Annotated in this window: 16 protein-coding genes; 8 read left to right on the top strand and 8 right to left on the bottom strand. The window is 67.7% G+C overall.

Annotation, left to right across the window (positions count from 1 at the left end):
* Positions 1-93: 93 nt before the first annotated feature.
* Positions 94-1,866 carry an aspartate--tRNA ligase gene (gene aspS / locus MEU52_RS03395; protein WP_238120140.1) on the top strand — a complete coding sequence of 591 codons (1,773 nt, stop codon included), beginning with the start codon at positions 94-96 and terminating at the stop codon, positions 1,864-1,866.
* 210 nt (positions 1,867-2,076) lie between these two features.
* Entirely contained in the window at positions 2,077-2,646 is a 570-nt protein-coding gene (locus tag MEU52_RS03390; protein WP_238120141.1) for a hypothetical protein, read from the top strand.
* 73 nt (positions 2,647-2,719) lie between these two features.
* Here MEU52_RS03390 and MEU52_RS03385 read toward each other — a convergent pair whose 3' ends face one another.
* The gene (locus MEU52_RS03385) at positions 2,720-4,684 is read right to left on the bottom strand and encodes a hypothetical protein (protein ID WP_238120142.1); all 1,965 of its coding nucleotides are present in this window, start codon (positions 4,682-4,684) and stop codon (positions 2,720-2,722) included.
* A 243-nt stretch (positions 4,685-4,927) separates the two neighbouring features.
* On the opposite strand from MEU52_RS03385, the gene MEU52_RS03380 reads away from it, so the two are divergent.
* Positions 4,928-7,210 (top strand): NADP-dependent malic enzyme, encoded by a 2,283-nt coding sequence (locus tag MEU52_RS03380; protein ID WP_238120143.1) that lies wholly within the window; start codon positions 4,928-4,930, stop codon positions 7,208-7,210.
* A gap of 51 nt (positions 7,211-7,261) precedes the next feature.
* Here the strand turns inward: MEU52_RS03380 and MEU52_RS03375 are convergent, their stop codons facing one another.
* From MEU52_RS03375 to MEU52_RS03360, 4 genes are all read right to left on the bottom strand, one after another.
* On the bottom strand, positions 7,262-7,810 hold the full coding sequence (locus MEU52_RS03375; protein WP_238120144.1) for a GNAT family N-acetyltransferase: 549 nt from the start codon (positions 7,808-7,810) through the stop codon (positions 7,262-7,264).
* A 22-nt stretch (positions 7,811-7,832) separates the two neighbouring features.
* Positions 7,833-9,086 (bottom strand): cell wall hydrolase, encoded by a 1,254-nt coding sequence (locus MEU52_RS03370; RefSeq protein WP_238120145.1) that lies wholly within the window; start codon positions 9,084-9,086, stop codon positions 7,833-7,835.
* Positions 9,087-9,164: 78 nt separating this feature from the next.
* On the bottom strand, positions 9,165-10,109 hold the full coding sequence (gene meaB, locus MEU52_RS03365; RefSeq protein WP_238120146.1) for a methylmalonyl Co-A mutase-associated GTPase MeaB: 945 nt from the start codon (positions 10,107-10,109) through the stop codon (positions 9,165-9,167).
* A gap of 190 nt (positions 10,110-10,299) precedes the next feature.
* Positions 10,300-10,605, bottom strand: a complete 306-nt coding sequence (locus MEU52_RS03360; protein WP_238120147.1) for a glycine zipper domain-containing protein — start codon at positions 10,603-10,605, stop codon at positions 10,300-10,302.
* Between the two features lie 277 nt (positions 10,606-10,882).
* On the opposite strand from MEU52_RS03360, the gene MEU52_RS03355 reads away from it, so the two are divergent.
* The 3 genes from MEU52_RS03355 (at position 10,883) to MEU52_RS03345 (ending at position 13,957) form a co-directional block, all read left to right on the top strand.
* Positions 10,883-11,224: a rhodanese-like domain-containing protein gene (locus MEU52_RS03355; protein WP_238120148.1), complete on the top strand. Its 342-nt coding sequence runs from the start codon at positions 10,883-10,885 to the stop codon at positions 11,222-11,224.
* 117 nt (positions 11,225-11,341) lie between these two features.
* Positions 11,342-12,736 carry a glutamine synthetase family protein gene (locus tag MEU52_RS03350; protein WP_238120149.1) on the top strand — a complete coding sequence of 465 codons (1,395 nt, stop codon included), beginning with the start codon at positions 11,342-11,344 and terminating at the stop codon, positions 12,734-12,736.
* 90 nt (positions 12,737-12,826) lie between these two features.
* Positions 12,827-13,957 (top strand): polyamine ABC transporter substrate-binding protein, encoded by a 1,131-nt coding sequence (locus tag MEU52_RS03345; protein ID WP_238120150.1) that lies wholly within the window; start codon positions 12,827-12,829, stop codon positions 13,955-13,957.
* Between the two features lie 168 nt (positions 13,958-14,125).
* Here the strand turns inward: MEU52_RS03345 and rnhA are convergent, their stop codons facing one another.
* The 3 genes from rnhA to ispH are packed head-to-tail and all read right to left on the bottom strand — an operon-like array spanning position 14,126 to position 16,542.
* Positions 14,126-14,584, bottom strand: a complete 459-nt coding sequence (rnhA, locus tag MEU52_RS03340) for a ribonuclease HI (protein WP_238120151.1) — start codon at positions 14,582-14,584, stop codon at positions 14,126-14,128.
* Positions 14,581-15,546 carry a homoserine kinase gene (gene thrB, locus MEU52_RS03335; RefSeq protein WP_238120152.1) on the bottom strand — a complete coding sequence of 322 codons (966 nt, stop codon included), beginning with the start codon at positions 15,544-15,546 and terminating at the stop codon, positions 14,581-14,583. The genes rnhA and thrB overlap by 4 nt, the downstream gene beginning before the upstream one ends.
* 3 nt (positions 15,547-15,549) lie before the next feature.
* A complete protein-coding gene (gene ispH / locus MEU52_RS03330; protein WP_238120153.1) occupies positions 15,550-16,542 on the bottom strand; it encodes a 4-hydroxy-3-methylbut-2-enyl diphosphate reductase in 993 nt (330 codons plus the stop codon).
* Positions 16,543-16,948: 406 nt separating this feature from the next.
* On the opposite strand from ispH, the gene MEU52_RS03325 reads away from it, so the two are divergent.
* Entirely contained in the window at positions 16,949-20,146 is a 3,198-nt protein-coding gene (locus tag MEU52_RS03325; protein ID WP_238120154.1) for an autotransporter family protein, read from the top strand.
* 324 nt (positions 20,147-20,470) lie between these two features.
* Positions 20,471-21,175 (top strand): DUF1013 domain-containing protein, encoded by a 705-nt coding sequence (locus MEU52_RS03320; RefSeq protein WP_238120155.1) that lies wholly within the window; start codon positions 20,471-20,473, stop codon positions 21,173-21,175.
* Position 21,176 lies beyond the last annotated feature (1 nt).

Below are 21,176 nucleotides of genomic sequence, written 5' to 3'. Positions count from 1 at the left end.
CTCCGGGCGCGCCGCAAGGCCTGCGCAGGAGCTCGCCGGAAAGGTGTCCTGCCTTCGCGGACCACCCATTTGAGCCTTGAAAGGGCAATCTCGATGCACCGCTATCGCTCCCATACCTGCGGCGCGCTCACCACCGCCGAGGTCGGCGAGCACGTTCGGCTCTCCGGCTGGTGCCACCGCATCCGCGACCACGGCGGCGTGCTGTTCATCGACCTGCGCGACCATTACGGCCTCACCCAGGTGGTGGTGGACCCCGACAGCGCCGCCTTCAAGGACGCCGAGAAGGCGCGCTCGGAATGGGTGATCCGCATCGACGGCAAGGTGCGCCTGCGCCCCGAGGGCACGCAGAACCCCGACCTCGCCACCGGTGCCGTGGAGGTCTACGCCGCCGAGCTGGAGGTGCTGGGCGCCGCCGCCGAGCTGCCCATGCCGGTGTTCGGTGATGTGGAATATCCCGAGGAAACCCGCCTCAAGTACCGCTTCCTGGACCTGCGCCGGGAGAAGCTGCACCAGAACATCATGACCCGTGGCGCCATCATCGACGCCATGCGCGCCCGCATGAAGGGCCAGGGCTTCTTCGAGTTCCAGACCCCCATCCTCACCGCCTCCTCCCCCGAGGGCGCGCGCGACTTCCTGGTGCCGTCCCGCCTGCATCCCGGCAAGTTCTATGCGCTGCCCCAGGCGCCGCAGCAGTATAAGCAGCTGATCATGATGAGCGGCTTCGACCGCTACTTCCAGATCGCCCCCTGCTTCCGCGACGAGGATCCCCGCGCCGATCGCCTGCCGGGCGAGTTCTACCAGCTCGACCTGGAGATGAGCTTCGTCGAGCAGGAGGACATCTTCGCGGCGGTGGAGCCGGTCATTCGCGGCGTGTTCGAACAGTTTGCGAACGGCAAGCCGGTCACCCAGAACTGGCCGCGCATTCCCTATGCCGTGTCCATGCGCAAATATGGCACCGACAAGCCGGACCTGCGTAACCCGCTGGAAATGCAGGAGGTGTCCGAGCATTTCCGGGGTTCCGGCTTCAAGGTGTTCGCCCGCCTCCTGGAGGTGGAGAAGAACGAGGTGTGGGCCATTCCCGCCCCCAAGGGCGGCTCGCGCGCCTTCTGCGACCGCATGAATGCCTGGGCCCAGGGCGAGGGCCAGCCCGGCCTCGGCTACATCATGTGGCGCGAGGGGAATGAGGGCGCCGGCCCGCTGGCCAAGAACATCGGCCCCGAGCGCACCGAGGCCATCCGCCAGCAACTGGGGCTTCAGGCGGACGATGCCGCTTTCTTCGTGGCAGGTGACCCCTCGAAGTTCGTGAAGTTCGCCGGCGCCGCCCGCACCAAGGTGGGCGAGGACCTGAACCTCATCGATACCGAGCGCTTCGAACTGGCCTGGATCGTCGACTTCCCCTTCTATGAGTGGGACGAGGACGAGAAGAAGGTGGACTTCTCCCACAATCCCTTCTCCATGCCCCAGGGCGGGCTGGAGGCGTTGCAGACGCAGGATCCGCTCACCATCAAGGCGTTCCAGTACGACATCGCCTGCAACGGCTATGAGATCGCCTCCGGTGGCATCCGCAATCACAAGCCGGAAGCCATGGTGAAGGCGTTCGAATTGGCCGGCTATGACGAGGCGACGGTGATCGAGCGCTTCGGCGGCATGTATCGCGCCTTCCAGTATGGCGCGCCGCCCCATGGCGGCATGGCGGCGGGCGTGGACCGCATCGTCATGCTCCTGTGCGGCACCGAGAACCTGCGCGAGATCTCCATCTTCCCCATGAACCAGCAGGCCCTGGACCTGCTCATGGGCGCCCCCAACGAGGCGACCCCCAAGCAGCTGCGCGAGCTCCACATCCGCCCGGTGCCGCCGCAGAAGTGAGGTGCGCCGGGCCGTCAGGGTCCGGAGATTGCGCCGGTCGATGGGACGACAAGTTGCGCGGGCATTGCCGTTGCGGCAATCTGCCCGCGCAATTGATTCTGTGCGCTGCGGTTCCCGTGCGGGGCGGGAAGACAGCCGGGCGCGACGGGCAATTGCCGCCGTACCTCCGCAGTGGGACCGGCGCCGTGCCTCTTTCCGGAGACATCCCCGTTGAACCGCACCCTCATCACCTCCATCGTCGCCGCATCGTTGCTCCTGCCGGGGCTGGCGCGCGCCGATGATATTTCCGATGCCATCGCCGATGCCCAGAAGGCCTATGGCGCCGGCGATCTGACCGGCGCCAAGCAGGCGCTGGATATCGCTTCCCAGCTGCTCGCGCAGCGCAATGCCGAGGGCCTCGCCAAGTTCCTGCCGCCGGCGCCAGCCGGCTGGACCGCGGGCGAGACGGAGACCGATGCCGCAGCGGCGGCCATGTTCGGTGGCGGGCTGATCGCCAAGCGCGAGTATCGCAAGGGCGACGATACCGTCACGGTGCAGATCATCGCCCAGTCGCCTTTCATCTCCCAGATGGGCGCCATGTTCGCCAACGCGCAGATGCTGGGGGCCATGGGCAAGGTGTTCCGCCACCAGGGCCGGGTCGCCGTGGCCACCCGCGAAGGGGCGGTGCAGCTCATGAGCGGGGGCACCTTCATCACCATTGAGGGGTCCGCCCCGGATGCGGACAAGCGCGCCTTCCTGTCCGCCATCGATCTGGCGGCCCTGGAGAAGGCCGGCGGCTGAGCCGCGCAGCCCGTCCCTGACAGCTCTGCGCAGAGAAGCGGGCCGCCGCGCGTGGGCGCGGCGGCCGTGGCGCTCAGGGCGTGTTGGTGACGGAGAAGGTGAACAGCTGCAGCGGCACTTCCGGATCGTCGGAATTCATCAGCGCCAGCAGCGGCACCGGCCCCTTGGGGGTGGCGGTGAGCGTCAGGGTGTGGGGATTTTCGATGAAGGCGGCGAGCGCCGCCCCCACGTCCGCCGCCTCGGGATTGGTCTTCGCCAGGTCGCCGGCGAGCTGCTGCAGGAGCTGCACCAACGCGGCGCGATACTCATCGACGCTCACGCCCTCCGCCTCCGCCATGCGCTGCATCACCAGCCGGGCGAGGCCGAGGTCGGTGATTGTGAGCGTGGTGGGGCCGAGGTTCACGCCCGGCAGCGCCTCGGTCATCGCCTCTTCGCTGGCGAGGGCGGCGGCCGGCAGCTGGGTGAGGGTGGTGTCCAGTTTCAGGCGGAAGGCGTCCTTCACCTCCATCTCCATCGGCGCCACGCGCACGCTGGAGGCGGCGGCGTCATAGGCGGCGCCGAACGCCAGCGAGACCGTGGCGCGGGTGAGGCCGGCGGCGGCCAGGGTGGTGAAGGGTTCGCCATCATCGGCGCCGATGGGGCCGGAGACATCGGTGAAATCGAGCCGGATGCGGGTGGGCAGGTCGCCGGCCAGATCCCCCCACGACAGGGCGAAGGTGCCGATGCGGATGGGCGCGCTGGGGGCGCCCTCGCCACCGGTGGGCACCTCCACATTGTTCACCGTAACGCCGGAGAGCAGGCGGAAGGCACCGAGCGCGGCATCGGGGGTCAGGTCCTCGGCGCTATGGGCGAAGCGGAAGGCGCGGCCGAGATCGAGACCGGTGAGGGCGATGCGGCCAACCCGGGCGCTGCGGCCGTCCTCATCGCCGTCCACGCCCTCCAGGGCGAGCTGGGCCAGCACGCCGGCGTCGAGCCCCTCGAGGGTCAGCACCGCCACATGGCCGTTGCCGCTGGGCTCGGTGCTGCGCAGCTCGCGCGCCTCGAAGCGGGTGAAGCGCACCGCCGAGATGACGGCGAGCGCATCGGTGATCTGCTGGTCGCTGGCGACGGCGTCGTCCGCGGCATCATTGATGGCGTTGAGGGCGGCGATGCGGGCCGGGGTGAAAGCCTCCGGCGCGATGGCGAGGCCGGTGAAGCGCACGCCGGCGAGCTCGGTGCGGCCGTCCTCTTCCTCCACCACCATCTGGCCGGTGGTGGCCTCCTGCAGCACCTGGACGAAGCCGGTGCCGGCGGCCGCGCCCTGGAGCAGCGGCTTGAGGTCGATGCCGGTGACGGCGATGTCGCTGACCTGCGCGTGGAGGCCACTGCCCTGGCCCTCGCGCACGGCCGCCGCGTCCGGCAGCGGCGCGGCGGCGAGGCGGGCGATGGCGAGCTTGGCCACCCGCCCTTCATCCACCCCGGTGAGGCTGAGGGTCTCGGCGGTGATTTCCCGCGGCGCCTCATCCACCGCATCGGCGGGCGGGCTGATGCGGGTGACGGTACGCGGTGCGGCTATCGTTTCGGCGCTCATGCCGGCGAGCTGCGCCATGAGCACGTTCATGAGGTCGGTGCCGTCGCCGCGCACCGCCGGCAGCAGCGGCCCGGAATAGCCGGTGATGGCGAGGTGGGGCACCTGGTGGGCCACGGCGCCGGCGGCGGTGCCCTTGAGGCTGACCTTGAGGTCGTCCACCGCCACGCTGCCCGCGGTGATTCGCTCGCCCCGCGGCGGGGCGGCGTCACGGGCGGCGATCTTCCCCACGGTGAGGGTCACGTTTCCATCGGCGCTGACGAAGGAAAGGTCGGTGAGCACGAGGCTGCGCTCGCCCACCGAGACCTCGGTCTTGCCCACCGCCGCGCGGGCGCCGGTGGCGCGGATGCTGGCCAGCGCCTGCTCGATCTGCGCATCCACCTGGTGGCGCGCCCAATAGGACATGCCGAAATAGCCGCCGATGCCCACAAGGAGCAGCGCAAGCACGCTGACGACAACGATTTTCTTCATCGGGAGAGGGCCTCGCCGCGGACATCTGTGGGTTGCAGGGCGATCATGCGCGCGCAACATAACTCATATTTTGTAGTTGGCCGTGACATAAGAGAATCGCCCCGCTACGTTTCGGCCGCGATTTCCCATTAGCGCGAGCCCATGTCCTTCGGCGATATTGCCGGCGGGATGGAGCGTCAACCGCGCCCGCGCGTGGCATTGGGTCTCGGAGCGGGCACGAACGGAAAAAGGTTGGGGGAGGGTATGGCGTCGAATATTTCCGAGGATCTGCGTTCCGGAGCACTCGTCTACCATCGTCTGCCGAAACCCGGGAAGCTGGAGATCCAGGCCACCAAGCCCCTCGGCAACCAGCGGGATCTCGCGCTGGCCTATTCGCCCGGCGTGGCGGCGGCCTGCGAGGCGATCGCCGCCGATCCCCTGCAGGCGGCCGAGCTCACCATCCGCGCCAATCTGGTGGGCGTGGTCTCCAACGGCACCGCGGTGCTGGGCCTGGGCGCCATCGGTCCTCTCGCCGGCAAGCCGGTGATGGAGGGCAAGGCGGTCCTGTTCAAGAAGTTCTCCGGCATCGACGTGTTCGACATTGAGATCGACGCCTCGACCGTCGAGCGCATGGTGGATGTCATCAGCGCGCTGGAACCCACCTTCGGCGGCATCAACCTTGAGGACATCAAGGCGCCCGAGTGCTTCGAGGTGGAGCGCCAGCTGCGCGAGCGCATGAAGATCCCGGTGTTCCATGACGACCAGCATGGCACCGCCATCATCGTCGCCGCCGCCGTGCGCAACGCCATGGAAGTGGGCAAGCGCAAGATCGGGGATCTGAAGATCGTCGCTTCCGGCGCCGGCGCCGCCGCGCTCGCCTCGCTGAACCTGCTGGTGAAGCTCGGCGCCAAGCCGGAGAACATCTGGGTCTGCGACATTGAGGGGCTGGTCTATGAGGGCCGCAACACCCTCATGGATCCCTACAAGGAAAAGTTCGCCCAGAAGACCGACAAGCGCACCCTGGAAGAGGTGATCGAGGGCGCGCACATCTTCCTCGGCCTGTCCGCCGGCGGCGTGCTGAAGCCGGAGATGGTGAAGAAGATGGCGGATCATCCGCTCATCATGGCCCTCGCCAACCCTACCCCCGAGATCATGCCGGAGCTCGCCCGCGAGGCGCGGCCCGATGCCATGATCTGCACCGGCCGGTCGGATTTCCCCAACCAGGTCAATAACGTCCTGTGCTTCCCCTACATCTTCCGCGGGGCGCTGGATGTAGGCGCCACCGACATCAATGACGAGATGAAGATGGCTGCGGTGGAGGCCATCGCCGCGCTGGCGCGCGAGACCCCCTCGGACGTGGTGGCCCGGGCCTATGGCGGTGAGACCCGCGCCTTTGGCGCCGATTCGCTGATCCCCTCGCCGTTTGATCCGCGCCTCATCCTGCGCATCGCGCCGGCGGTGGCGAAGGCGGCCATGGAGACCGGTATCGCCACCCGGCCCATCGCCGATTTCGAGCATTACCTCGTCCAGCTGGATGATTTCGTGTTCCGCTCCGGCTTCATCATGCGCCCGCTGTTCGCCCGCGCGAAGCAGGACAAGAAGCGCGTCATTTATGCCGAGGGCGAGGACGAGCGCACGCTGCGCGCCGTGCAGGCGGTGGTGGAGGAGGGCATCGCCATTCCGGTGGTGGTGGCCCGCCCCTCGGTGGTGGAAACCCGCATCAAGCGCTTTGGTCTGTCCATCCGGCCCGGCGTCGACTTCGAGCTGGTCAATCCCGAGGACGATCCGCGCTATCGCGATTATGTGCGCGATTACATCGAGGTGGCCGGCCGTCGCGGCGTGACCCCCGATGTGGCCCGCACCCTGGTGCGCACCAATTCCACGGTCATCGCCGCGCTGGCGGTGCATCGCGGCGAGGCCGACGCCATGCTGTGCGGCATCGAGGGCCGCTTCAGCCGCCATCTGCGCCACGTCCGCGACATCATCGGCCGTGCCGATGGGGTGAAGGAGCTGGCGGCCATGTCGCTGCTCATCACCCCCAAGGGCAACCTGTTCATCTGCGACACCCAGATCCAGACCGAGCCGACCGCGCCCGATCTCGCCGAGATGACCATTCTGGCGGCGGCGCATGTGCGCCGCTTCGGCCTGGAGCCGCGGGTGGCGCTTCTGTCCCACTCCAACTTCGGCAGCCATGAGACCATCTCGGCCCGGCGCGTGCGCTCGGCCCTGTCCATCGTCCGCGAGCGGGCACCGGACCTGGAGGTGGATGGTGAGATGCAGGCGGACAACGCCCTGGTGGAAGACATCCGCCGGCGCGCGCTGCCCCATTCGGGGCTCAGCGGCGTCGCCAACGTGCTGGTGATGCCCGACCTCGATGCGGCGAACATCGCCTACAACATGCTGAAGGTGCTGGGCGACAGCCTGCCGGTGGGGCCCATCCTGATGGGCACCGCCAAGCCTGCCCACATCCTGAGCCCCTCCATCACCGCCCGTGGCATCGTCAACATGACGGCGGTGGCGGTGGTGGAAGCCCAGACCAACTGCTGAGCGGGCCAAACCGTTGACCCTGCGGCGTTCCGCTTCGGCGGGACGCCGCGGCTACAGCAGCACGATTTCGTACAGCAGGAAGGGGGCGGGGCTGTACCAGGCCGGCGCGCCGGCCCGCAGCAGCAGCCCGCCATTGGCCTCGATCACCCGCCGCGAGGCCACGTTGTCGGTGGCGCAGCTCAGCCGCACCACGCCCAGCCCCATGCCGCGGCAGATGTCCAGCGCCAGCGCCAGCGCCCGCCGCCCATGGCCACGCCCCTGGCGGGAGGGGCGCACCGCATAGCCCACATGGCCGCCGAAATGGGCGAGCGCCGGCGTGTCGATGCGGGCACGGATGTTGACGGCGCCGATGAAATCACCGTCCTCCACCAGCCAGAAGGTATTGGCCGGCACGCCGGACAGGCGGGGCGCGCCGCCCTGGGGCGTTTGGCCGTCTTCGTCCAGCTGGCGCAGGTAGTCGTCGAAATGGCTGTCGATGAAGGCGATGGCGTCGGCGTCCGGCGCCGTGCGCGTGGCCCACACGAAGCCTTCGCGCAGGGCTGCCACATAGCTCGGCCGGAACACGGCGTGGGGGCGGGCGAGGTAGCTGTTCGCGGTCATGGCTCCCCCGCCCGATGCGCTCTCAGCCCTGCCAGCGGCGCGGCCGGTAGAAGGTGTGCACGCCGATGCGGTCGAGCTTGCGCATCTCCCGCACCCAGCGCGGATGCACCCAATAGGCATGGTAATGGGTGGCGCGGCCGACACTGTCGAGCCAGAGCTTGCCGTCCAGCATGTCGGCGGCGATCTCCTTGGCCTGCACCCACATGTCGGGCTCGCGGATGACGTCCTTCACATTGTCGCAGGCGAAGGTGAACTGGCAGGCCAGATGCCGGTGGGCGTTCTGGTAGACCGTGCCGCACACGTCCGCCGGGTAGTAGCCGGAGAACACCCGGTTCACCACCACCTGCGCCACGGCGATCTGGCCGCGCTTGGGCTCGCCGCGGCTCTCAAAATAGATGGCCTCGGCCAGGCATTTCTGGGCGCGGGCGAGGGGCGGGCCTTCCAGACCCAGGCGCTGCGCCGGCGAGGGCCAGATGCCGTCGCGCTCGGGACTCTGCTCGGCGTTGCCGGCGGTGGTCAGCGCCGGGGCTTCGGCCGGTGGCTGCAACGGCGCCGGCACGAAGCCCTGATCGGCCAGCGCGTGATACTGGAACGCCAGGGGCGGAAACAGCTTGGGATCGCTGCCGAACACCGTGAGGCTGTCGTGGCCGATGACCGGGGGATGGGCGACCTCGGTGGCGGAGACACCGGCCAGGGCATTGTCGGGCGGCAGCTCGTCCGGCGCCTCCTCCGGTACCTGTTCGGGGGCATCCGGCAGGGTGAGGGCGGCAGCTTCCTGGCCATCGAAATCGGGGCCGAAATCACCGGCGGTGACCGGTTCCGCCTCGTCCTGGATCACCGGCAGCTCCAGCAGCGCGTCGAGGGCGACCTCCAGATAGGGATGCAGCGGTGCGCTGGCGGCGGGCGCCGCGGCGGCCGCGAGGCTCGGGCCGCCCAGCACCAGCGGCGGGGGATATTGGAAGGCGCGGTCGGCCGCGGCCGGCGACGCTGGGGGCAGGGCCGCGACGACGATCGGCGCGGCGGTGGGCGCCTCGCTCTCCAGCGCGGCGCGGGCCACCGGCGGGCCCTCGGGCATGGCGCCCAGGGGCCGGGGCAGATCGAGGGTCGCGACCTTCAGGGTGCGCAGGGGAACCGTCAGCGGCGCCGAGATCAGCGCGGCGCCGGGGGCGTCGAGCCGGTCCATCTCGCCGGCGCTCAGCCGCGCCGGCGCCGTGCAGATGGCGACGGCGGCGACCAGAAGCGGCAGCGGGTGCCGCAAGCTGTTCGATGATGCCATAGCTCTGCCCTCTGCCTGTCCGCTGACGCGCCACCAGCCGGCTGTGTCGTGCCGGCGACAGGCAAGAGCATTGTCCGTTTACCCTTGCGTGGAGGTTAACCGGGCCGCCAATTCCGCCTCGCGGGCGAACGGGGTCGTGGCGACGGTGCCCATGGCGCGGGCGCGGCCGAGGCCGTGGGTGCCGAATCGCACCTTGATGGCCTCCTCCACCCATTTGCGCTCCTGGGTGGCGCGCAAATGGTCGCGGCGCCCCCCTTCGGCCAGATGGTGCTGGTGGCTGCCCACCGCCGCCTCGAAGGCATCGAGCCCCTCGCCAGTAGTGGCCGATAGGCGGATCACCGGCACCTGCCAGCTGTCGCCGCCGTCGCCGGACAGGGAGAGGGCGCCGGCCACCTCGGAGGCGGCGCGCCGCGACACCTCCACCATGTCGGCCTTGGTGACGACGATGATGTCGGGCAGCTCCATGACGCCCGCCTTCATGAACTGCAGGCTGTCGCCAGATGCCGGCTGGATGCACAGCACCACCGTATCGGCGACCAGTGAGATGTCGGCTTCCGACTGGCCGACCCCCACCGTCTCCACGATCACCAGGTCGTAGACCGCCCGCAGCAGCACCACGGCGGCGATGGCGTCGTCGGAGAGGCCGCCGAGCCGGTCGCGCGCGGCCATGGAGCGCACGAACACGCCGCGATCCTCGGGATCGGTCTGGATGCGGGCGCGATCGCCCAGCAGCGCGCCCTTGGTGCGCCGCGAGGACGGGTCGACGGCCAGCACCGCCACGGTCCGCCCCTGCTGGCGGGCGCGCTGCACCAGCGCATTGGTGAGGGTGGACTTGCCGACGCCGGGCGGGCCGGTCAGCCCCAGCACCTGGGCCTTGCCGGCGCGGGCGGCCGCATCGAGCAGGGCCACTAGCGCGGCGGTGCCGCGGGCGGTCTCGATGGCGGCTAGGGCCTGCGCCACCGGCCGCTTGGCGCCGGAGGTGAGGGTGTCGAGAGCGGGCAGAGGAGAGGAGTGCGGCGGCATCAGCGGGAATCGGGCAGACCAAGATGTCCCATCTGAGCAGCTTTGCTGCGTCTCTGCCAACGCTTTGCGCCCGCAGGGGTGCGGCCGGGGCAAAGGGAAAAGGCGCCGGCTTGCGCCGGCGCCTTCCCATTGATCGGAACCGTGCGGGGGAACGGAACCGATCAACAGTTCGAATCTGTGTGGGTGCCCCTCAGCCGCAGTTGGCGCGGGAGACCCGGATCAGGTCGCCATTGGGCTGCTGCAGGTAGCAGCGCCCGTCGCGTCCCCACAGATAGCGGGGCTGCTGGCGATCGGCCTGGGAGCCGATGATGGCGCCGGTGGCGCCGCCGATGACCGCGCCGGCCGCCGCGCCGCCGGCCCGGCCGGTGACCGCGCCGCCGATGATGGCGCCCGTGGCGCCGCCGATCAGCGCGCCGGCGGCGGTGTTGTTCTGCGCCTGCGCGGCGGGGGCCAGGCTGAGCAGAGCGGCAGCGAGAATTCCGCTACGGATCCACATGTTGTTTCCCTTTCAGCTCCGGCTGCCGTGGCGACCGAAGCCCGACGTGGCAGCGGGTTTAGCAAGCCCAAGATGAACGCCAGATGAGCGGATCGTTCCGCTCCGGTTGAGGTGCCCACCCGGCCACGGCCGCCATCCGCCACTTCCATCCCCGTGAGTGGCGGCAAAAAGCGGCGTGATCGTGTTGCGCGCGCTCCCTTAGGGACGCTGCAATTTGCTTGCGTTGCAACAAGGGTCTGGTGCAGGGTTTGCGCCTTCTTTCGAGGACGTCGCATTCATGAGCGAGAAGAACCCCTTCGGTGGGACCATCGTCAATCTGGAGCCGGCCGACGTGAAGGCCGGCATGGACAACGGCAGCATCGTCCTGGTGGACGTGCGCGAGCCCAATGAGGTGGCCGCGGAGCGCATTCCCGGCGCCTATAACCTGCCGCTCAGCCGCTTCGATCTCGCGGCCCTGCCCGATGCACAGGGCAAGCGCCTGGTGTTCTCCTGTCGCTCGGGCCAGCGCTCCATGCAGGCGGCGGCCGCCGCGCAGCGGGCCGGCCTTGCCTATGAGGAACATATGAAGGGCGGCATCCTGGGCTGGCGCGCCGCCGGGTTCGCCGTGGAGCGCGGCTGACCATGCGGCCGCGGGCCATCCGGTGCCGCGGCCACGCCCCCGCTGATCGTCGCGCTTGAAGGTTGCGCGGCTTCGCGCTTGGATGGATGCCGCGCTCAACGTTCTGACTGGAGCATCATGCCGGCATCCCCGCCCGGCCAGCCTCTCGACGCCGCGGCTCAAGGGGCCGCCACCGACGAGGTTGCGGCCTATCTCAGCACCTTCGGCTCCCCCGATGTGGTGGAGGTCCTGCTGCCGGACACCTCCGGCGTCTTTCGAGGCAAATGGCTGCCGGGGACCTCGCTGGCCAAGGTCTGGACCGACGGCGTCGCCATTCCCCTCTCCATCTTCGGCCTCGATGTGTGGGGCTGCGAGGTGGAGGCCACCGAGATCCACCTGGAGACCGGCGACAAGGACGGCCTGTGCTGGCCGGTGCCGGGCACGCTGACGCCGGTGCCCTGGGCCTCGCGCCCCACCGCCCAGGTGCTGATCACCATGTTCGAGCCCGATGGCTCGCCGCGCGGGCGCCCCTGGCGGCTCGATCCGCGCCAGCAGCTCACCAAGATCGTCGACCGCTTCACGGCCCTCGGGCTGACGCCGTGCGTCGCTTTCGAGCTCGAATTCTATCTCCTGAAGCCGGGCGAGCCGGGAACGGCGCCGGAGCCGGTGTTCCGCGCCACCGGCCAGCCGCGGCAGAACATGTATTCCATGTCGGACCTCGACGCCTTCGCGCCGGTGCTGCACGAGGTGCGCGAGGCCTGCGCGGCCCAGGGGCTGCCCGCCGATACGGTGATTTCGGAGGCGGCGCCCGGCCAGTTCGAGGTCAATCTCTACCACCGGGCCGATCCCCTGAAGGCGGCGGATGAAGCGCTGCTGCTGCGCCGGCTCATCGAGGGTGTGGCCCGCCGCAATGGCCTGCGCGCCACCTTCATGGCCAAGCCGCTGGCGGATTTCGCCGGCAACGGCATGCATGTGCACGTGAGCCTGCTGGAGCAGGGGGGCGGCAACCTGTTCGCCCGCCCGGATGGGGGCGATGCGGCGCTGCGCCATGCCGCCGGTGGCCTGCTCGCCACCATGGCCGACGCCACCTTGATGTTCGTGCCCAGCTACAACGGCTACCGCCGCCTGGTGCCCGGCAGCTATGCGCCGGTTTCGGTGACCTGGGGCTATGACAACCGCTCGGTGGCGGTGCGGGTGCCCAATGGCCCGCCGGCGGCGCGGCGGCTGGAGCATCGCATCGCCGGGGCGGAGGCCCACCCCCATTTGGTGCTCGCGGCCATTCTCGCCGGCATGCTGGAAGGGTTGGAGGCGAAGATCGAGCCGCCGCCGGCCTTGTCCGGAAATGCCTATGACCGGGATGCGCCCAAGCTCAGCCCCTCCATGGCCGACGCGGTGGCGCGCTTTTCTTCGTCTCCCTTCATCGCCCAGGCGTTCGGAGAGGAATACCGGCGCGTCTATGGGGTGATGAAACGGGAAGAACTGGCGGCCTTTACCCGTGTCATTCTTCCACTGGAGTATGAAACCTACCTTTGACGTTTCCGGTTGAGGGTTGCGTCGCAACGCAATAGCCTCAGGTCGCGGGCGAGGTGGAAAATCTCGCCGTTTCTCAGAGGAGAAGAGCGGATGCGTCGCGCTGTTACTGCGGCTGTCCTGGGGCTGGGACTGGGGGTTGCGCTCGCCGCCACCGCCGGCCTGACCGGGCCGGCGTTCGCCCAGGACAAGGTGCTGAACGTCTTCAACTGGTCGGACTATATCGACCCGACCGTGCTCGAGGACTTCACCAAGGAGACGGGCATCAAGGTCCGCTACGACGTCTTCGACAGCAACGAGGTGCTGGAGACCAAGCTGCTCGCCGGCAAAACCGGCTATGACGTGGTGGTGCCCTCCAACTCCTTCCTGCAGCGCCAGATCAAGGCCGGCATCTTCATGCCCCTCGACAAGGCGAAGATCCCGAACCTGAAATATGTCTGGCCGGAGATCGAGAAGCGGCTCGCCGCCTATGATCCGGGCAATGCCCATGCCGTGAACTACATGTGGGGCACCACCGGCATCGGCTACAATGTGGACAAGGTGAAGGAACGGCTCGGCGATATTCCCATGAATACATGGGACATCGTGTTCAAGCCGGAAATCCTCTCCAAGCTCAAGGATTGCGGCGTTTACATGCTGGACGGGCCGGAAGAGGTCATCCCCTCGGCCATGAAGTATCTGGGTCTCGATCCCGATTCCAAGAATCCGGAGGATATCCAGAAGGCCGGCGAGATGCTGATGAAGATCCGCCCGTATATCCGCAAGTTCGATTCCTCGGGCTATATCAATGCTCTGGCCCGTGGCGACATCTGTCTGGCGGTGGGGTGGTCCGGTGACGTGTTCCAGGCCAAGACCCGCGCCGTCGAGGCCGCGGAGAAGACCAAGACGGATCCGGTCAACATCGCTTATGTCATTCCCCAGCAGGGCGCCCTGATGTGGTTCGACAATTTCGCCATCCCCAAGGATGCCAAGCATGTGGATGAGGCACTCACCTTCATCAACTACATGATGCGTCCGGAGGTGGCGGCGAAGAACACCGATTATATCTCCTATGCCAATGGCAATCTGGAATCCCAGAAGTACATCAGCAAAGAGATCCTCGACAATCCGGCCATCTATCCGGACAAGGACGTGTTCTCGCGGCTGTTCATCGTGACCACGAATGATCCGAAGGTGCAGCGCGTGGTCACCAAGACGTGGAACAGCTTCAAGCGCGGCAAGTGACCCGCAAGTGACCCGCAAGGGGCCCCGCAGGTGGAGCAACAAGCGAAGCAAACTGTGAAGCAGAACGTGCAAGCGGCGCCGTGAGAACGGCGCCGTCAACGTTGTGCGGGGTGCGCCTTCGGGTCCGGCGCTGCGTGATCCCTCCCGGCCATGGCCGGGAGGACTTCCTCAGCCGCCGATGCGACCCTTCAGCTTGTAGGGGGCCATGCCCTCGCGGGCCAGCTCGTCGGCGCGTTCGTTCTCCGGGTGGCCGGCGTGGCCCTTCACCCAGTGCCACTGCACTTCGTGGCGCTTCAGCGCCGCGTCCAGCCGCTCCCACAGATCCTGGTTCTTCACCGGCTTCTTGTCGGCGGTGCGCCAACCGTTGCGCTTCCAGCCGTGCACCCATTTGGTGATGCCGTCCTTCAAATACTGGCTGTCGGTGTGCAGTTCCACGGCGCAGGATTCCTTCAGCGCCTCTAGGGCGCTGATGGCGGCGGTCATCTCCATGCGGTTGTTTGTGGTGAGCTGCTCGCCGCCATTGAGCGGCCTCTCATGGGCGCCGAAGCGCAGCAGCGCGCCCCAGCCGCCGGGGCCGGGATTGCCGGAACAAGCCCCGTCGGTGAAGATCTCGACCGTTTTCTTCATGCCGCGAGTCCATAGGCGGTGGCGCTGTCCACCGCTTGGTGGAAGCGCAGCTTGCGCAGATATTCCAGCGGGTCCTTCGGCCGCACCAAAGCGCCTTCCGGCACGTTCAGCCAGTCCACCAGCCGGGTCAGCAGGAAGCGCAGAGCGGCGCCGCGGGCGAGCCGGGGCAGGGCCGCGGTCTCCGCCGCCGTCAGCGGCCGCAGCCGCTCATAGCCGGCAAGCAGCGCCCGGCCCTTGGTGATGTTGTAGGAGCCATCCGCCTCGAAGCACCAGGCGTTGAGGCAGATGGCCACGTCATAAGCCAAGGCATCGGTGCAGGCGAAATAGAAATCGATGATGCCGGACAGGCTCTCATCGAGGAAGAAGGCGTTGTCCGGGAACAGGTCGGCGTGGATGACGCCGGTGGGCAGATTGCGCGGCCAATCGGCCTCCAGCTGCGCCAATTCCGAGCTGATGGCGGCGCCCAGCCCGGGCGCGACGGTGTCCGCAGCGCCGTGGGCGGCCTCGAACAGGGGGCGCCAGCCGGAGACGGAGAGCGCATTGGCCCGGCGCATGGCGAAGTCGGCGCCGGCCAGATGCAACTGGGCGAGGCCATGGCCGAGCTCGGCGCAATGGTGGGCGGTGGGGCGGCGCACCGAGACCCCGGGCAGGAAGGTGACCATGGCCGCCGGCCGGCCGGCAAGCTCGCTCAGCATGGTGCCGTCGCGCCGCGCCACTGGCTGCGGGCAGGAGAGGCCGCGGGCCGCCAGATGCTGCATGAGGCCGATGAAGAACGGCAGATCGGCGCGCTCCACCCGCTTTTCATAAAGGGTGAGGATGTAGGTGCCGCTGGTGGTCTGCACCAGGAAGTTGGAATTCTCCACCCCCTCGGCGATGCCGTGGAAGGAGGTGAGGGTGCCCACGTCATAGGTGGCGATGAAGTCCGCCAGAGCGGCGGGGGAAACGTCGGTATAAACGGCCACGATCTACTCCGCGGCGTCCGGGCGCAGGGCCCGGGGCAGGGGGAAGAACACATCCTCCTCGGTGGAGAGCACCGTCTCCACGCTCACCTGGTAGCGGGTGGAGAAGGCATCGACGATCTCCTCCACCAGAACCTCGGGCGCCGAGGCGCCGGCGGTGAGGCCGAGGGTGGAGATCGCGCCGAGGCTGTCCCAGTCGATGTCGGCGGCGCGCTGCAGCAGCAGCGCCTTGGCGCAGCCGGCCCGCTCGGCCGCTTCGCGCAGGCGCTGGGAATTGGAGGAATTGGGTGCACCCACCACGATCAGCGCATCCACCTGCGGCGCCACCTTCTTCACCGCCTCCTGGCGGTTGGTGGTGGCATAGCAGATGTCTTCCTTGTGCGGCTCGGCGAGGTCGGGGAAGCGGGCACGCAGGGCCGCGACGATCTGCGCCGTGTCGTCCACCGACAAGGTGGTCTGCGTCACATAAGCGAGCTGGCCGCCGGTGGGGGGCGTGATGCGCGCGGCGTCGTCCACCGTCTCCACCAGCGTGATGGCGCCGTCGGGCAATTGGCCCATGGTGCCCACCACTTCCGGATGGCCGCGATGGCCGATGAGCAGGATATGACGGCCCTTCTTGTGATGCAGCAGGGCCTCGCGATGCACCTTGGTGACCAGGGGGCAGGTGGCGTCAATGGCGAACAGCCGGCGGCCGGACGCCTCTTCCGGAACGGATTTCGGCACCCCGTGGGCGGAGAAGATGACCGGCGCGCCGGTATCGGGCACTTCGTCCAGCTCCTCGACGAAGACGGCGCCCTTGGCGCGCAGGGCATCCACCACGAATTTATTGTGCACGATCTCGTGCCGCACATAAACCGGCGCCCCATAGCGGGCGAGGGCCTGCTCCACGGCATCGATGGCCCGCACCACGCCGGCGCAGAAACCGCGCGGCGCGCACAGGAGAATGCGAAGCGGCGGCTTTTGATGGGGGTGGGCCGCAAGCGGAATGGTGCCATCCATGGTCGGGAAGTCCAGTCGAGACATTCTCGCAGAAGGGGGCGCTGGCTGCGGCATGTCAAGGGTGCGGCGGGCGGGCATGGTCCGCAAGGTGTGTCGCGCTTCTGCAACAACCCGGAAGCAAAACGATCGCCTTGCGGCATGTGTCGCCGCAGATGTCGCCGGCAGGCGCACTGCTATCGCCGTGCCGCTGTGCTTTCAAAGCCATGCGCCATAAGCGGTTCTTCTCCGTGCTCGGACGGCATGCCGCCACGGCGATGCGGTCATTTTAAGCCAGCGCCCTGCAGGCGCATCGGTTGTCCACCGTTTGGAGGTATTAAAAAACTGTCACGCTTCCACGCCATAGGGACCGTGCAGACGGATGCGACGCGCCAATCGGGTGTCGGCTGCTGCAGATCAGGGCTGGATCATGACCATTCACACCAAGGCTGCGGCGGCACTCCTGTGCACGACCGCGTGTTTATCGCTGCCGGCACACGCGCAGACGGCCAGCAACATTGATGTCGTCAATGTACTGATGCCGTTCAGTCAGCTGCTTTCGACTGAGGCCGGGCGCAGCGTGCTGGCGCAGAATCTGGCCACCTCCATCGCCGTGAACAATGAGGCCGATACAGCCCGTCGTGCGCAAGCCGTCCACGACTACACCATCGATCTTTATCGCGGCACAACCTTGGCCGACGGCCTGGGAACCAAGCTGCAGAGCGTTTATTTCAATTCCATTTTCGCCGGTGATCCGCGAACCACCTCCAACAGCAGCAGTGCCCTGATGGGGGTGCTCACCCAGGCCAATCTGGTTTCGGTTCTCGATGCGAACGCCGCGAAGAACTTCTTCGGTAGCGGTACGGTGGACGGCTATCCCCATTTCACGCCGGCGAACGGCGTGTCGCTGCCGGCGGATGGCCAATACAATGTCTATGACACGGCCTATGGCCCGCTGGCGCCGCCGCAGCAGACCAACCTGTCTGGCAATTCGCGTCCTTATCAGGTGGCGCCGGACGCCATTGATGTGTTCTCCGCGCCCGCGTTCGTGGCGCCCGTGGTGGGTGGCACCATGGCCGATACCGTCGGTCCGGGCACTTCCAGCGCGGAACTCAACGCCGATCTCTATGCCAGCGCCGCGTTTCCCAGCGGACATACGGCCTATGGCTACACCACATCGCTGCTGTTCGCGATGATGGTTCCGGAAATGTACCAGGAGATGGTGACGCGCGGTTCCGAGTTCGGCGACAGCCGGATCGTGCTGGGCGCCCACTATGCGCTTGACGTGATCGGTGGTCGCATCACCGCCACTCATGATCTCGTGCAACTGCTCAACAACAACCCCGATTATGCCGGGCAGTCCATCAATCTCGGTGGCGGCCAGGTCATCACCGTGACCTCAGACTTCTGGTCGCTGTTTGAGGCGGCCACCTCACAATTCCGCTCCGTGCTGGCGGACGGCTGCGGCACCGATATCGCAACCTGTGTCGCCAATCAGGCGCCCAACCGTTTCTCCAACTATGCCAAGAACAAGGCGGATTACGAATATCGGCTGACCTACGGGCTGGCGCCCACCGGCCCCACGGATCTGGCGCCGGTGGTGCCGGTGGGCGCGGAGATCCTGCTGGTCACGCGCTTCCCCTATCTTTCCGCCGAGCAGAGGCGTGAGGTCTTGGCCACCACCGAGATCGCTTCCGGCAGCGCGCTCGACGATGGCTCCGGCTGGGCGCGGCTCAATCTGTTCGCGGCCAGCGGTGGCTATGGCGCTTTCCGTAACGACACCACGGTGACCATGGATGCCAGCCTTGGGGGCTTCAACGCGGTCGACAGTTGGCTGAACGACATCTCCGGCGCCGGGCGCCTCACCAAGGCCGGCAGCGGGACCCTGTTCCTGGTGGGTGCCAACAGCTTCGGCGGGGTCAGCGTGGATGGCGGTCTGCTGGGGCTCACCGGCGGGAATGTCCTCACGGGAGCAAGCCGTGTTGGCGGGGCAGGGGCCACCGCGGGCCTCATCGTTTCCGGCACCCTTGCGACCGCTGCCCTGGACGTGCACGACAAGGGCGTACTGATGGGTTCTGGCACCATCTCGGCGCCGGTGAGCGTGCATGCCGGAGGCATCCTCGCGCCTGGCAATGGCGCCGTCGGAACACTCGCCATCGATGGCAACCTGAAGCTGGCGTCGGGGGTCACCACCGAGATCGAGGTGGTCGGCGGTGTTGCCGATGCGGTGACCGTCTCGGGGACGGCGGAGCTGGCTGGCGTGGTCCACGTTTTTGGCGCGCGCAGCGATTTCGAGATCGGCAAGCGCTACGCCATCGTCGCCACCGATGGCGGCAGGATCGGGACTTTTGATGGCGCCGCTTGGGACCAGTCCCTGCTGTTCCTCGACACGAAGCTCTCCTATGACGCGGATGCCGCATATCTGAGCCTCGACCGCAACGACGTCGCTTTCGCGGATGTGGCGCGCAGCGCCAATACTGCGGCCGTCGCCGCGGCCCTTGACCGTCTGGGCCCCGACAATTCCGCGTGGACGGCCGTGGTCGACCAGAGCGACGCTTCGTCCGCGAATGCGGCCTTCAACGCTCTTTCCGGCGAGGTCTATGCCTCCACGCGCGGCGTGCTGATCGAGCGAAGCTCGGATGTGCGTGACACGCTGGTGGACCGGATGCGCAACGCATCGACTGTGGGTGCGGGCGCCGCTGCGGCGCTCTCTCGCGGGCAGCTTGTGGCTTCCTATGCAGAGCCGGGGGGGACTGGCGCCGCCACTGCGGCCATCACCGATGCGGTGGCGGCACCTGCGCCGGCGTATACCTTCTGGGGCCAGGGCTATGGCAATTTCGGGCGGGGCTGGGCCAATGGCAACGCGGCGACCGTCTCGCAGAGCACTGGCGGCTTCCTGACCGGTGTCGATGCCCAGCTCGGCAGCCATTGGCTGGTGGGCGTGGCCGGGGGCTATTCCAACACCTCCATCGATGTGGATGATCGGGCTTCGTCCGCGAGCAGCGACAACATCACGGCGGCGCTTTATGCGGCCGCACGCTTCGGCGACCTCGCCTTGCGGCTGGGTGGTGCCTATACCTGGAACGATGTCTCCACCTCGCGCTCGGTGGCCATCTCCGGACTTATGGAAAGCCTGCATTCCACCAGCGACCTGGGCACCGCGCAGCTGTTCGCCGATGTGGGCTATGATGTGGTTGTCGGTGCTTTCGCCTTTGAACCGTTCGCGGCTCTTGCTTATGTGAACCTGTCTGGGGGCGATTTCGTCGAAAGTTTCGGCGGAGCCGCGCTCAAGGGTGGGTCAGTGGATACGGATGTGACGTTCACCACGCTGGGCCTGCGGACGTCGACGGAGGTGGTGTTCGGCGAGGCGACCTATCGCGCCTTGGTTGGGCTCGGTTGGCGACATGCCTTCGGGGATGTGAACCCGACCGCGACCATGGCTTTTGCCGCCGGCTCCCTGCCGTTCGCCACCGAGGGCGCGCCCATCGCCGAGGATGCCGCGTTGGTGGAAGCGGGGCTTGGCGTGCGCTTCAGTCCGGTTGCGCGGCTCGATCTCACCTACCTTGGCCAATTGGCCGGCCCGGCGGTCGACAATGCCTTCAAGGGGACGTTTTCCCTGCGCTTCTGAGGCTCCTTGCAAGCAGGATGGCCCGCGCCTGTGCGCGGGCCATCGTCGATGACGTCCGCGTTTTGGCCTCCGGCCACCTCACGCACGGCGGCTTTTCCAAGCCTGGGTATTTGCAAGTCGCAGTCGAGGCGACTATGCTACGTCTATTCCGGACATTGCGATGTGCTTCGCGGTCCGCCCTCGGGAACGGGGGCGCCAGCGAACCCGCACATGTCCTTCGGTATCGGGCGCTCTGCCCTTGCTGTGGCGTTGGCTGTGCCGCAATGAGGAAAACGGGCCGAACCGACGAATTTCAGAACACGAACCCCAGCCCCCGAGGCCGCCATGTCGACGAATACTCCTTTGATGCCCAAGGCCACCGCCGTTTGGCTGGTGGACAATACGGCACTCTCGTTCGAGCAGATCGGCGATTTCTGCAAGCTGCACCCGCTGGAGGTGAAGGGCATTGCCGATGGCGAGGTGGCGCAGGGCATCAAGGGGCTCGACCCCATTTCTTCCGGCCAGCTGACCCGTGACGAGATCACCCTCGCCGAGAAGGATCCCAACCGCCGCCTGAAGCTGCAGGAATCCAAGGTGCGCCTGCCGGAGCAGAAGAAGCGCCGCGGCCCGCGCTATACCCCCGTGTCGCGCCGTCAGGACCGGCCCAACGCCATCCTGTGGCTGCTGCGCAACCACCCCGAATTGAAGGATGCCCAGGTCATCCGCCTGGTGGGCACCACCAAGTCCACCATCCAGTCCATCAAGGAGCGCACCCACTGGAATGCGGCGCAGCTCACCCCGATGGATCCGGTGACGCTGGGCCTGTGCAGCCAGATCGACCTTGACCTCGAGGTGCAGCGCGCGGCCAAGGATCGGCCCGCCGACATGGTGCAGGACGATCGCGGCGCCACCCTGCTGCCGGCCGATGTCACCACCGGCGAGGAGGCCGAAGAGCCGGCCCGCGGCCGTGGCCGCGAATCCCTCGATCTCGAGACGGTGTTCGCCAAGCTCGGTGGTTCCAAGAAGGGCGAGGAAGAGCCGGAGGAGTGAT

Origin of the sequence: Xanthobacter sp. NM-25, from assembly GCF_022138605.1 — a bacterium.
In the GTDB taxonomy this organism is placed as follows: domain Bacteria; phylum Pseudomonadota; class Alphaproteobacteria; order Rhizobiales; family Xanthobacteraceae; genus Xanthobacter.
This window is presented reverse-complemented; position numbering and strand designations above follow the sequence as displayed.

Bases quoted from the DNA above. Each gene is read 5' to 3' on its own strand.
- aspS (WP_238120140.1), top strand. From the start codon at position 94: ATGCACCGCTATCGCTCCCATACCTGCGGCGCGCTCACCACCGCCGAG.
- MEU52_RS03385 (WP_238120142.1), bottom strand. From the start codon at position 4,684: ATGAAGAAAATCGTTGTCGTCAGCGTGCTTGCGCTGCTCCTTGTGGGC.
- MEU52_RS03380 (WP_238120143.1), top strand. From the start codon at position 4,928: ATGGCGTCGAATATTTCCGAGGATCTGCGTTCCGGAGCACTCGTCTAC.
- MEU52_RS03375 (WP_238120144.1), bottom strand. From the start codon at position 7,810: ATGACCGCGAACAGCTACCTCGCCCGCCCCCACGCCGTGTTCCGGCCG.
- MEU52_RS03370 (WP_238120145.1), bottom strand. From the start codon at position 9,086: ATGGCATCATCGAACAGCTTGCGGCACCCGCTGCCGCTTCTGGTCGCC.
- meaB (WP_238120146.1), bottom strand. From the start codon at position 10,109: ATGCCGCCGCACTCCTCTCCTCTGCCCGCTCTCGACACCCTCACCTCC.
- MEU52_RS03360 (WP_238120147.1), bottom strand. From the start codon at position 10,605: ATGTGGATCCGTAGCGGAATTCTCGCTGCCGCTCTGCTCAGCCTGGCC.
- MEU52_RS03355 (WP_238120148.1), top strand. From the start codon at position 10,883: ATGAGCGAGAAGAACCCCTTCGGTGGGACCATCGTCAATCTGGAGCCG.
- MEU52_RS03350 (WP_238120149.1), top strand. From the start codon at position 11,342: ATGCCGGCATCCCCGCCCGGCCAGCCTCTCGACGCCGCGGCTCAAGGG.
- MEU52_RS03345 (WP_238120150.1), top strand. From the start codon at position 12,827: ATGCGTCGCGCTGTTACTGCGGCTGTCCTGGGGCTGGGACTGGGGGTT.
- rnhA (WP_238120151.1), bottom strand. From the start codon at position 14,584: ATGAAGAAAACGGTCGAGATCTTCACCGACGGGGCTTGTTCCGGCAAT.
- ispH (WP_238120153.1), bottom strand. From the start codon at position 16,542: ATGGATGGCACCATTCCGCTTGCGGCCCACCCCCATCAAAAGCCGCCG.
- MEU52_RS03325 (WP_238120154.1), top strand. From the start codon at position 16,949: ATGACCATTCACACCAAGGCTGCGGCGGCACTCCTGTGCACGACCGCG.
- MEU52_RS03320 (WP_238120155.1), top strand. From the start codon at position 20,471: ATGTCGACGAATACTCCTTTGATGCCCAAGGCCACCGCCGTTTGGCTG.